The organism is Agrobacterium sp. P15N1-A (genome assembly GCF_044626815.1).
Lineage (GTDB): Bacteria > Pseudomonadota > Alphaproteobacteria > Rhizobiales > Rhizobiaceae > Agrobacterium > Agrobacterium leguminum.
The window spans coordinates 114,097-125,218 of the sequence record NZ_JBIUPF010000010.1 but is presented as its reverse complement, the minus strand read 5'-3'; the positions used below and the strand labels follow the sequence as shown (position 1 = coordinate 125,218).

Here is an 11,122-nt window from a genome sequence, read left to right as displayed (position 1 = left end):
TCGGCGATGTGATCACCGACGATGTCAAACTCGCATTTAAGGAGGCGCCTCCAGAGTTCGTCGTATCGGATGACCTAAGCTGGCTGGACGACCTGATTTTTGAGGTGACGGGAGAGCTTGGGAACATAAAACAGCTGACCGCACAGCGCCTCCGGCGCAAGTACCGCTTTTTTCGCGCGGCTCACGGTACCCGAACGAACGATTTGGCTCAGTTCTATAACAACGGCCTGCGCTTTCTACGCTCTGACGAGATCGAGGATCGAGCAAGATCCCTTTTTCTTAACGGCAAGCTCAGGTTCGCTACGGAGGAAAAACTGCAGCACGCTATCGAGGAGATTGATGCGCGAAAAGCGGCGGGTGGCAGGGAGGGCAGGCTCTATTTTTGCGCCGACGAGCGAAACCTAATAACCCGCTCTGGCTGCTGCGGCCACTATCTCATCTACGGAAGCGAATACCTCTACTGCCTCGGTATAGGCCTAGGTAGCAGCTGGGAAATAAAGCGAGTTCTGAAAGAGATCGGCCGCCCAACAATGTTCATCTGTGACATCCCGATGTCTCAGATCCGAGATTATACTCTGGAAGAGTTTGCCGGTCTAATTCTTGAATTCTTGTTCTGTGAACTGGTAGAAGACCTGCAACCCTACGCGCTCAGCCCCGGAACGGGAAGCGCATTCAGCCTGTCGAGCGATCTGTATCCGGATCATATCGTCGGCCATTATCACCCCGACACGGTGCACGACCCGCTCTGGTCGGTTTAGTGCCAGATCCAGATCGCTGTTTGAGCGAGATTTTATCTTAAATGGTCACATAGCAAAAGCCGACGCTCGCAACCTCTACGTCGCGATGGCACTTGGCTCACGACGTTTCGTGGCTGTTCCGCCAACCCCTTGCTCACCCGTAATTCATAGGGGGTACAGCTTATCGTTATAGTCTCACCTGTTACAGCAGCGCCAGGGAGGCTAGACAAAATGCTGAATGTCCTCTAGTATATGCTAGAATGGTATAAGGAGGCTTCGATGCCGAAGGACCACAAGCTGCTTGTCGTTCCGGTGAAACCGAAAATCGCCAGACGCCCGCCAAGACACATGCGTGCTCGCAATTTCCTGATTGAGTTGCCTGATCCCCTGACCGAAATCGGTTTGGAAGAGTGCACCATTACGATCGTTAAAGGCAAGCAGACCCTCAAAGGCGTGACAAAGGACAAGAAGGCCGTCCATATAGTGCTCCGTGACGGCGGTAACGGTTTTCAAGAGCAGATTGTCTCCCTTTGTGCAGCGTTGTCACCCCGCGAACGCCGGATTGAGGCTAAGAAACTTCGCAAGGAGGGCCTTTCCCAAACTGCAATTGCTGCCCGGCTTGGCGTTTCTCAAAAGACGATCTCCAACGATCTCGAAGGCAGATAGTCTCGGGGAGGCTGCAAAAGCTGAGGTTTATCGTCATGTTGGGCGTAACCAGCTCAGCGTGAGCTAGCGCGAGGAGTGTATGCAAAGAAAGATCGTCGATAGCAATGCAATGCAATCTGACGCGCTCCGACTGTTTTTAAGTTCGTCTCCAAACAACTTCGCGGTGCTCAACGACTACGCTGCTATGGAGGCTTACAAGGGCAATACCCTTAAGTCGATTTTCCGGTCGATGGAGATCGTCTGTGAATTTCCACGTCAAGTTATCGTCTTGAAGACTACAGGCAAAATTTGTTCCCTCGTTGGACGCATCCAGGGCCTTCAGCGGCGGATGATAGAGGCGAAGCAGACCCGCGATTTTCCGGCCTTTTGCCATCGTCTCAGAGCTGCCGAGAATGGAAATTCTTTGCTGCTGGGTCAGCTCCTGGAGAGTGGACGAGCAGCAACGAGCCAAATGGATCGCATTCTTGCGAGTGCGCCGATCCTTCCAGCTGCGCTCAAGGAGCTGCGTAAGATTTTTTCAGAGGAGGAATTGAAAGCGATCCGATTGGACCACCCCTTCCCTGTCACTCTGATCGAAAAGGTAATGAAGTTCATCGTCGAATTGACCTATAGCGCGATGAAAACTCATCCGAGCCCGCCGCCTCGAATTCGGACAAATGATGAACTACAAAACACCTTTCTTTTTCGTCACTCGGTAGCGACCCTGGTTTGGTCGCTCGACTGGATCGCACGAGGCGGTGCAGACAATGTCCGTCCCGACCGCTTGAGAAACGACGTGATCGATGTGATATTCGCTACGTATGCAACCTTTTTCGATGGCCTATTGTCATCCGACGAACGTGCGCAACGCGTATATCGCGGCACCAGCGCAATTTTTTCTCATCTAGTGGGTGCGCCCACGTGAACGGCAATTTCAGCTTTCAGCGGAACATTCCAGTAATCTCGTCGCAGAGCCTGTCAATTTCGGGATGATGACCCGGCACGCGCGTTCCATCCGCATCAACACGCGGGCGCACGCCCGCTCCATAGAACGATGCGATAGTTTGTGTGGCGCCAATCTTTTCTGATGTCGTGAAGAGATACGTGATCGAGGAATCGACGTTACCTATACGGGCGTATTCCTTCCCTCGCGACCACTGCATAACTCGTCCCGCTTCCTGCCGATTTGACCAACATAGCGCAAGATCATTGAGCGCCATCAACATTGACCGGCACAGCCCGATGCTCAGGTCACCAGCGTAGTGTTTGAGTTCCAAGGCGACGAATGGCAGACCTTGCGGTCTCGCATTAGTCTTGCGACAAACGTTGGCATAGTCGGCGGGTAAAATGGAAATATCCATTTCATGAAGAGTACCGGAGATGCCGAGGTACTGAAGAGAATTGTGCATTTCAAGTTCGTAGTCGCTACTACGAAGGCGCAGGTAGCCAGGTTTTTTGGGACTTCGCGGAGAGAGGGAGCCTGGTGCTCCTCTAAAGGTCATTGTGGATGGCCGGATCTGGGACGGATCAATCCAATCGACCGCCCAGCCCTTGCCTCGCAGTGTGATACCGATCTCCAGCATGAGCCAAGCTTCATAAAGCTTGCCCGAAGTTGCCCCGTTTGTTGAGAGCGGAAAATGGGACGCAAGCGCTTTGCCCGCGTTCATGACGTCTGCAGCTGTGACCATCGGAAGAAAGGACCTTATATAATGCTACCTGTAGCCGGCGTGGATGATGGCGGCTGCGGCATTAAATTGTCGATGTAGGCGTTGACGGTCGTTAAGAACGTATCCAGCGCGGCTTCAGCTCCGTCGACAGGTGGAACGAAGACGAGCGGTTCCTGACTGCCACGGGAAAATTCAATTCGTCCCTCGTATTCTTTCCCCAACCTCTGAAGACGGAGAGCGGCACGGCAAGGTGTCTCGATGAACATCTGAATATAGGCCCGGCAAAGTTCGAGCTGCTCATCCAGCGAAAATGGTACGTAGCCCATGCCACCCGCTTCTTCTTCGGTCGCGGTTGCTGTCCGCCCTTGGCGAACGGCCGTTAATATTGCGAAAGCAACATCAGAATAGCTGCGGACCAACGCATTAAGGACACGCATCGTATCTCGCTCAACCTGAAACATCGAACAACCTCCCAACCGGCTGAAAACAAAGAGTTCAGATGAGGTAGATTGTGTATCTAGCGGTTGTCCAGAGATAAGACGATCATTGCACAGCCAAACCCTTGATGGTGGATTGTCATCGAACAGGCCACCCGACGTGCGCAAGCTGTTCAGCCAACCAGGAACCTGAAGTCTAAACTCGTCTTCGAGCGCCTGATACTCCCACGGCCGTTTGGCAAAGCGGCCTGCGGGAATGGAGTCGCATCCTGACTTTTCCTATAGCACCTACCGTCAGAAGACGCTTTAGATCGTGAAGCCACCACGGCCCGCGTAGCCTATGGCTCAACGTTCAGCGTAGCGCGACGAAGGGACAACATAGAGCATCAATCTATGGCCTTGGCTATACAATTCCCCACGCTCGAAACCGTCCCCTCCCCGTCATCTCCCTAAGCGGCAGCTGTGCGGCCAGATGCCGGGCGCCCTGCGGCGTGACCCCGAGCTCCTTCGCGATCAGGTTTGCCGAAACGACAGGCCGCGCCACGACCAGGTCGACCAGCCGCGACAGATTGGAGTTGGTCCGTTTCCGCGATGCCTGGCGCTCCAGTTGCTGGCGAGCGAGGAGAATGCGATCATGCTCCTTCATCCCCAGTTCAGCAGCAGCCGTGAGCGCTTCGAGCATCGCCAGCAGCCGCGTTATTCGATTTCCGGCATGCCGCTGTTCCCGCCGGACGCTGCGTAGCCCGACGTTGATCGCCGGCAGATGGGCGGGCGTCGTGCCATCGCGGCGCAGGAGTGCGGCGACCAGCTGGCGGCCAAGTTCGATGCGATGTTGAAGCACCTCGATTACGTTCCAGGCATCGAGCAGAATTACGGCGCGCAACACGGGCGACAAACCATCGGTGTCGTTTAGAACCCCGTGCCACTGTTCCAGCCGTTCGTCTTCGTCCCAATCGACATCGTAGACGAGCGGATCACGTTCGTCCGGCGATCGCGGAACAAAGGATCCATCGAGAACGGCAGTGCTTCGCGCTAGCACCGCATCAATCTCGGCGTAATCGTCGCCGTCGATGTCATCGTCCCGCGCAAAACCATCGTCGTTCTCACGGACTGCAGGCGCAGGACCAGGCCGCGCTGGATCGCTGTCGTCCCCCACTCCCCTCCCCCGCAAGCGGGAGAGGCCCGCGGCGCTGAGCGCCCATTCTGGTGGATGGCCAAAAATCCGGCGACGGCCCCGCAGGATCGAGTGGGCAATGGTCAGTTCATGGGTCGGGGTGCGGATGTCGAGGCGGGCGTCATGCAGGACGAGGTCCTCGAGGTGGACAAGTTCGCCATCCACCCAGAGCGACGCGATGGCATCGGCAAAGTTTTGCCGTTCGAGAAATCCGTCGCGGATCGGCGAGCGGGCGATGCGCTCGTCGAGCCGCGCCAAGGCTTCGCCCGTGTGGCTTTTACTTTTCTATTTCAAATGGGAAAATGTCATACGCCGGTGATGTTTAGCAGATAAAAACGAGATGATTTTCCGCTAACGATTTCAGCGAGAACCCTTGTTTGCCCAAGCGATCGCGTAATCAAACGACCAAGGAAGCTCCCACGGTCACGGACGAACAATGGTCAGCGGCGCGGCGCGTAGCCCGCGAGCTGGATAAGGTTCTCGACGATCATAGTCCAAAGCAGGTAGCCATTGCCCGAGCGGCGGCCGAGCTGCGTCTGACTACCAGGCAAGTCTATAATCTGCTCGCACGCTATCGCACTGCTCGGACGGTCTCGGCCTTATTGCCTCGCACCGCCGAGACGCGGAGTAAGCGGCTTTCGGCCGAAGTTGAGGGGATCATCAGCATGACCTTGCGCGAACAGTGGCTGATATTAGAGGCGCCGCCGCTCGCACCTGTCGTTGCCGAAATCCGCGCCCGCTGCGAGGAGGCCGGCCTTCCCTCGCCGTCCTATGTGACCGTCGCGCGGCGCATTCCAGCATTGTTCGGGCCCGAAGAAATCGCCAGGAAGCGATCGGCCAATCCAAAGCACGTGCTGCGCCTGAAGCCTCGTCCGGGCTACATCCACGCATCGCGCCCGCTGGATGTCTGTCAAATCGATCACACGCCGACCGATATCAACTTCGTGGAAGTGGTCGACGGAAGCAGCGTGTTCGTGGGCCGTCCCTATTTGACGATCCTAACCGACGTCGCGACACGTTCGGTCCTCGGCTTCTGCCTGACCCTGGAAAAGCCCTCGGTCCTGTCGGTCGCGCTTTGCCTCGCCCAGGCCATGTGCCCGAAGGAACGCTGGCTTGCCGCGCGGGAGCTTGATCACACATGGCCGATGTTCGGCCGGCCGCGGCTGCTTGTCGTCGACTCGGCAAAGGAATTCAAGGGGCATGCGTTCCAACGCGGCTGCGACGACTATGGCATCCGGATCCGCTACCGCGACCGCGGCCGAGTACACGAGGGTGGCGTGGTGGAGCGGCTGCTGGGCAAGCTCAATGCAGTCCTTGCCACCTACCCGGGATCGTCGGGTCGATCGGTGGCCGACCGCGACGGATATCCGTCCGAGCGGCGCGCGCGCTTGAGCTTTGCAGACCTGGAGCGTTGCGTCGCTCTGGCCGTGGTCGATCACAACCTCCAGGAAAACGCCAAGACGCTCAAGGTGCCGATCAAGGAGTGGCAGCGAAACAGCGCGGACCTCACTCGCTTCGACGACGACCCGCACCGTGTTTTGCTGTCGTTTCTGCCCGGAACGGAGCGGCAGCTGTCGCCGCAGGGCATCAGCGTGTTTGCCTTGCAGTACTATGCGCCCTGGCTTGGCATCCTCGTTCCGCAGCGCGACCGGCTCGGAAAGCTGGAGGTGCGATACGACCCCCGGGACCTCAGTCATGTCTACGTTCGAGATCCGGAAACCCGGCAGCTTCGGCCCGTCGGGCGCCGCGATGGCCGATCGGACCCGCTGACGCTGTGGGAGCTCCAGGCGGAGCGCGCGAGGCAACGGGCGGGAAACCGGCGCTCAAGCACAGAACAGGTGGCGTTTCGCCGAGAAATAGCCACCATCGTCACCGCCGCAAAACCTTCCAAGAGCCAACTGCGTGATGCCATCCGTACCGCACATGCCGGCGCGGCGGCAAAGCCCTATCAGGCCGTGCAGCCACAAGAGCCGGCGATAGCCGAGCATCCGGTCCGTCAGAAACGCACGCTGCCGGTCCAGGATTGGTGATCGCCGTGTCGGACCACCTCCTCGAGCATGTGCGTCCTTATCTCGATCGCGATCCCGCAGAGCGCATTGCCTATGTCCGTGCGCCGCGATGGATCGGGCATCAGGTGGCGCAGCGCGGCCATGAGCGGCTGGCAGACCTGCTCGCGCGACCGCCGTCTTTACGCACCCAAGGTTTGATGCTGGTTGGACCGTACGCCAACGGCAAGACTATGATTGCCGAGCGGTTCGCCGTCGAACATTTGCGGAGATCATCCGAGCAGAGACTATGGATGATCCAGACCCGCGAGGGAGCTGGGCTCGGACACTTTTACGGCAGCATTCTCCAGGCACTGCGAGCCCCCGGCGGCGATCTTCACGACGTCAACCGCAAGGCCGAGCAACTCGATCATCTTCTGGCCACCCTCAAACCGAGGATGCTGATTTTCGACGAGTTCCACAATGCGCTCCGCGGGCGCACCCGCGATCTCGAGGCGGTCTTTGCTTTCCTGCGGCGCATCGGGCGCCAGTACGATATTTCCCCGGTGCTGATTGGCGAGGTGGCCATCTACGACTTCATCAACACCACCAGCGAAATGGCGAGCCGGTTTGACCTTTTTGCCGTTCCACGTTGGCAATATAACGAGGAGTATCTCATGCTCCTCGACAGTCTGGAAGCGGTCTTGCCTCTTGCCCGGGCTTCCGATCTATCAGACGAACGGTTGGCGCGACGCATATTTAACCTATCGGAGGGACTGATAGGCGAGATTGTCGCCATCGTGACGAAGGCGGTGATCGCCGCGATCCGTTCGGGCGCGGAACGCGTCACCAAGGCGAGCCTCGACCGATTGCACTATCTGCCGATCTCGCAGCGGCGCAACACTCCCATGCGCGAGGAGCTTCTATGACGGACTTCGACAATCGCCCGGCTATCGCCGTACGCGAGCGCTATCATGAGGTCGTTTCGAACCAATGGCCCGTTTTCGTCGAACCGCAGCCTGACGAATTGTTATCGAGCTGGGTCCATCGGCTGGCATTTGCGAATGGCATTGCGCCTCGGCCATTCGGCCGGGTGCTCGGCTTCAGCGGGGGAATGTGGTCTCCATCCCTCGACATGAATTTTCAGACGGACGCCGTTAGTGTCCTCAGCGGACACACCGCCGTTGCCCTGCCATGCCTTTGGGCGATGTCCCTGAAGGGCTCGCCGCTGAAGCACCTGCTTCCTTCCGCTGCGCGATGACGGATGCCGCCGAGGTTCGACTTGGCTGCAATTCTGCCCGCAGTGTCTGGCCGAAGACGCGCAACCGTATTTTCGTCGTCAATGGCGTTTGGCGATCAAAGTTTCCTGCCCGCATCATCGATGCGGATTACGCGACCGATGCCCGTCTTGCCGCAGCCGAATTGCGGTTTTCAACCAGGTGGAACTCGTACCGCAGCATTTCTGTGCCGTCTGCGGCTTCGATCTGCGGCGGGCTTCAACGAGCTTTGTCAGTCCGGCCATCCGATCGCTGGACCGGTGCATTCACGATATCTGCAGGTTGGAGGCGATCACTGGGACGTTGCTTACCAATTCACTTGTGAGTAGCCTTTTGGCCATTCCTGACTTTTGCGGCAAATACCGGGGGGCGTCTCTCCTCAGCCTGTCCACATTGGCACGCGTTCGTTGTTTCGAGCGGCTCGCAATGCACCCGAAAGATTGGCTGATCGATGATGACGATGCTGTCGTCAAGCTTTGGCGTCGGTCTATCCTGTCGGTCGATGGACATGCTACTTTGATCGGACTCCTTGCGGACGCGCTTCAGCGCGAACGCCAAGAGCCCCCTCCCGCGAAACGCCCGCAGCGGACGAGTGAGCTTTCAATGTTGCTGACGGCTTACTTGCGAGTGATGGAAGATCCGCGAGTTTTATCAGCTCGAAAAGGGACAGCCCACGTGAGCACCTCCCTCGCGCATTAGCTGCAGTTACAGACCCTTCGAAGCCGGTCGTTGGGTTACGGCTAATAGTCCGCGAGCAAGTAAGGTCCGTCTTTTGTTCCGAAGCGAGGTTTTACGCCGAGCAGTGGCGCGGCTCGGGAGATGATTTGCTTAACCATGGGAGCCGCGGTGGAAGCTGCGGTTCGACCGCCGTGTTCGCCGGTCCTTGGCGCATCTATGATGCTGAGGACGATGTACTTCGGCTTGTCCATCGGAAACGCAGCGACGAATGCGTTGAAGTTGATGTTGCTCGCGTAGCGCCCGTTGATGACCTTGTCTGCGGTGCCAGTCTTTCCGCCGACGTTGAACCCCTCGACCTGCGCGCCGCGCCCGGATCCCTTCAACCCGTTCCAGGTGAACAAATAGCGCATGTCGGCGCTCGTGGTTTCCTTCACGACCGACCTAGCGAGGTTGGCGGCGGTCTCCGGCGTCCGCGGCAGGAACGTGGGAGGCAGGAGATTTCCGCCGTTGATCAGGGAGGCGGCTGCCACCGCGGTCTGCAGCGGGGTCGTTGCGACACCGTGCCCGAACGAGATCGTCACGGAGTTGATCTTCTTCCAGAGGCGCGGCTGCGTCGGAGTCGCAACACCGGGCATTTCGGTGTCCATCTTCGAAAGAAGACCCAGCCTCGTCAGAAATTCCTGATGGCCCTCGACGCCGACCCTGTCGGCAACGGCAGCCGTGCCGATGTTTGAGGAGTACTGGAAGACCTCCGGGATGGTAAGCGCTCTGTTCTTTCCCTTGAAGTCCTTGATCGTGAACCCGCCCATCCGGATCGGGCGCGAAGCGTCGACGACGGTGTTCAGGTTGATCTTCCCGGCATCCAGTCCCATCGCCAAGGTAAAGCTCTTGAACGTCGACCCCATTTCGAAGGTCGCGTTGCTCATTCTGTTGAACCAGCCCTTTTCATACTCCTTATCTACGCTGCCATCAGGCAGGGTTCGTGAAGGTTCGTTGGGATTGTAATCGGGCACGGACGCCATGGCGACGACTTCACCCGTGTCGACATCGATGATCGCCGCACCAGCCGCTTCGGCCTGATACTTTTCCATCGCCGTGGCGGCAATGTCGCGGACGATGGTCTGGACGCGGATATCGATCGATAGCCTGACGGGTTCGAGAGACGCGCCGCTTGTCATGCCGAGCTGACGGAGATCCGCGAGGCCCTGCTGATCGAGATAGCGCTCCATCCCAGCCAGGCCTTGGTTGTCAATGTTGACGTGGCCGACGATGTGGGACGCTGCCTCGGCACCAGGATAGAAACGTCGCTTTTCGGGCCGGAAGCCGATCCCAGGAATACCGAGGTTCAGAATGTCGGCCTGCTGCCTGGGGGTGAGCTGGCGCTTCAGCCACTGAAAGGCAGTCTTCGAGCGCAGCTTCTGGTGCGTCGCCCGCCAGTCGAGATTGGGGATCACGGCGGAAAGCTTTTCGACGACCTCGTCCGGGTCCACGATGCGGCGGGGGTCCGCGTAAAGCGATATCATGTTGAGATCGGTCGCAAGCAGTTCGCCGTTGCGGTCGACGATGTCCGGACGGGAGGCGACGAGGGTCGGGTTGCCGAGCGAGGCGGTCGTGAGCGGTTCGCGAAAGCCGTACCAGACGAGGCGGCCGCCCACGACGGAAAAGACCACCGCGAATCCAGCAATCAAGATGCCAACGCGCTGCCTCGCCTGCTTACTGCGTTGAGCGCTGGACCCGGCGACCCTCACGGCAGCGCGGCCCATCCGGCTCTTCATGCTGATATGCGATCGGCTTTTGAGCCGCACGACGAATGAAAGCATTGCAATCCGACCTACGAGAACCGTTCGCCGACAGGGCCCCTGCGGGCTGGACATCCGGGATCTTACACAGCCTTGATGACAGCCAACGCAGAATTGAAACGTCGCGCGACGGTCATTAAAAACTGCATAAATATACAGTTAAGGTTGAACCTGTTTACGGAACGGAAATTAACGAAGTCCGACCTCGTGATGACGGAGCGATAGAATTTCCGTGAATGTGTGCGTCGGCGACCCGTTCATCTTGCTTCATACCACCGCGCGACGTGGAAGGCTCGCGACCATGATCGTCGCCCTGTCCGGCACCCGGGCGTACAGCTCGACGACGTCATGGTTGATCATCCAAAGGCAACCGGACGACACGGCCTTTCCGATGCTCCACCATTTCGAAGAGCCGTGGATGCGGTAGAACGTGTCTTCGCCATTCTGGGAGATGTACAGGGCGCGTGCGCCGGGCAAATTGCTGGGCCCGGCTCCATGCCGCCATTCGCGACGACGAGGGTTTCCCCGGCGCTCGCCCGTCGGGTCGCTTACGAGCTGCCGATGATGTCGCCTGTCGATCTTTTGGTACGGGACCGCAGGGAGCGGAAACTGTTCATCGGGCTGGGTCCATAGATCGAAGCAAGTGCAGGATCTTCAGATGGAACCGCAACTGGCTGTACCGCTTCGCGCGCAGTCGTCGAGCAGCCTGCCAGAGCGGTCACC

At 58.4% G+C, this 11,122-nt stretch carries 12 protein-coding genes; 7 read left to right on the top strand and 5 right to left on the bottom strand.

The features are described from left to right. Positions 1–8 precede the first annotated feature (8 nt). The 3 genes from ACIK7D_RS26010 (at position 9) to ACIK7D_RS26000 (ending at position 2,307) form a co-directional block, all read left to right on the top strand. Positions 9–758: a hypothetical protein gene (locus tag ACIK7D_RS26010; protein WP_400157930.1), complete on the top strand. Its 750-nt coding sequence runs from the start codon at positions 9–11 to the stop codon at positions 756–758. Positions 759–1,016: 258 nt separating this feature from the next. Further along, positions 1,017–1,403, top strand: coding sequence for a helix-turn-helix domain-containing protein (locus ACIK7D_RS26005; protein ID WP_400157929.1), 387 nt, complete (start codon positions 1,017–1,019; stop codon positions 1,401–1,403). A gap of 79 nt (positions 1,404–1,482) precedes the next feature. After that, a complete protein-coding gene (locus ACIK7D_RS26000) occupies positions 1,483–2,307 on the top strand; it encodes a hypothetical protein (protein WP_400157928.1) in 825 nt (274 codons plus the stop codon). A 16-nt stretch (positions 2,308–2,323) separates the two neighbouring features. Here ACIK7D_RS26000 and ACIK7D_RS25995 read toward each other — a convergent pair whose 3' ends face one another. From ACIK7D_RS25995 to ACIK7D_RS25985, 3 genes are all read right to left on the bottom strand, one after another. Then, positions 2,324–3,049, bottom strand: a complete 726-nt coding sequence (locus ACIK7D_RS25995; protein ID WP_400157927.1) for a hypothetical protein — start codon at positions 3,047–3,049, stop codon at positions 2,324–2,326. A gap of 35 nt (positions 3,050–3,084) precedes the next feature. Then, a complete protein-coding gene (locus ACIK7D_RS25990; protein WP_400157926.1) occupies positions 3,085–3,510 on the bottom strand; it encodes a hypothetical protein in 426 nt (141 codons plus the stop codon). 379 nt (positions 3,511–3,889) lie between these two features. After that, entirely contained in the window at positions 3,890–4,918 is a 1,029-nt protein-coding gene (locus ACIK7D_RS25985; RefSeq protein WP_400157925.1) for an RHE_PE00001 family protein, read from the bottom strand. Positions 4,919–5,325: 407 nt separating this feature from the next. Here ACIK7D_RS25985 and ACIK7D_RS25980 point away from each other — a divergent pair, with 407 nt between their 5' ends. Genes ACIK7D_RS25980 through ACIK7D_RS25965 form a run of 4 tightly spaced genes read left to right on the top strand, consistent with a single transcriptional unit; the run spans position 5,326 to position 8,621 of the window. Next, the gene (locus tag ACIK7D_RS25980) at positions 5,326–6,690 is read left to right on the top strand and encodes a Mu transposase C-terminal domain-containing protein (protein ID WP_400157924.1); all 1,365 of its coding nucleotides are present in this window, start codon (positions 5,326–5,328) and stop codon (positions 6,688–6,690) included. A 5-nt stretch (positions 6,691–6,695) separates the two neighbouring features. Then, entirely contained in the window at positions 6,696–7,574 is an 879-nt protein-coding gene (locus ACIK7D_RS25975) for a TniB family NTP-binding protein (RefSeq protein ID WP_400157923.1), read from the top strand. Beyond that, positions 7,571–7,906 carry a TniQ family protein gene (locus ACIK7D_RS25970; protein ID WP_400157922.1) on the top strand — a complete coding sequence of 112 codons (336 nt, stop codon included), beginning with the start codon at positions 7,571–7,573 and terminating at the stop codon, positions 7,904–7,906. Before ACIK7D_RS25975 ends, ACIK7D_RS25970 begins: the two co-directional genes overlap by 4 nt. After that, on the top strand, positions 7,896–8,621 hold the full coding sequence (locus ACIK7D_RS25965) for a TniQ family protein (RefSeq protein ID WP_400157978.1): 726 nt from the start codon (positions 7,896–7,898) through the stop codon (positions 8,619–8,621). The genes ACIK7D_RS25970 and ACIK7D_RS25965 overlap by 11 nt, the downstream gene beginning before the upstream one ends. A 41-nt stretch (positions 8,622–8,662) precedes the next feature. Here ACIK7D_RS25965 and ACIK7D_RS25960 read toward each other — a convergent pair whose 3' ends face one another. Then, positions 8,663–10,420 (bottom strand): peptidoglycan D,D-transpeptidase FtsI family protein, encoded by a 1,758-nt coding sequence (locus tag ACIK7D_RS25960; protein WP_400157921.1) that lies wholly within the window; start codon positions 10,418–10,420, stop codon positions 8,663–8,665. 246 nt (positions 10,421–10,666) lie between these two features. Further along, complete coding sequence (locus tag ACIK7D_RS25955) at positions 10,667–10,978, bottom strand: L,D-transpeptidase (RefSeq protein ID WP_400157977.1); 312 nt, start codon at positions 10,976–10,978, stop codon at positions 10,667–10,669. Between the last annotated feature and the right edge of the window lie 144 nt (positions 10,979–11,122).